The 462-nt window shown below is 72.1% G+C and carries 1 protein-coding gene; it reads left to right on the plus strand.

All coding sequences use genetic code 11. The features are described from left to right. Positions 1 to 174: 174 nt before the first annotated feature. A partial coding sequence (locus D7Y04_RS42620; RefSeq protein ID WP_233601856.1) for a hypothetical protein occupies positions 175 to 462 on the plus strand: 288 nt, incomplete at its 3' end.

A 462-nucleotide genomic window follows, 5' to 3' on the forward strand; every position in this document is an offset into this window, starting at 1 on the left:
CCGCTCCCGCACCCTCGGGCTCGTCGCCCTGGCGCTGTGCTGCACCTGCACGGGCGTCTGCTTCGCCCGCGTCGAGCCTCACGCCTCCCATGCCGCCGCGCTCGCGGCTGGCGCCGTCGTCGCCACCCTCGCCGCAGTGCTGCGCGCCGTGGCCCACCTCACCCGGAGCCGTCCATGAGCTGCATCCGTCAGCACGAGTTCACCATCGGCTATCTCTTCTCCGGGGCGGGCGTCGGCGCCTTCGGTGCCGATTGCGCCCAGGTAGAGGTGGACGGCCACCGTGCCATCGTCCGCAACGTCGGCGGCATCGACTTCGAGCAAGAGCGCTGCGACACCTTCACCAAGCTCACCGGCGCCCGTGCTCTGTGCGCCGACATCGGTCGCATGCGCCCGCGCGAGCTGCGCGCCTTCTTCGGGCCCCGCGCGCCGTACTTCATGAAGTGGTCGCCCCCGTGCAAGGGC

The organism is Corallococcus sp. AB038B (assembly GCF_003668955.1).
In the GTDB taxonomy this organism is placed as follows: Bacteria; Myxococcota; Myxococcia; order Myxococcales; family Myxococcaceae; genus Corallococcus; species Corallococcus exiguus.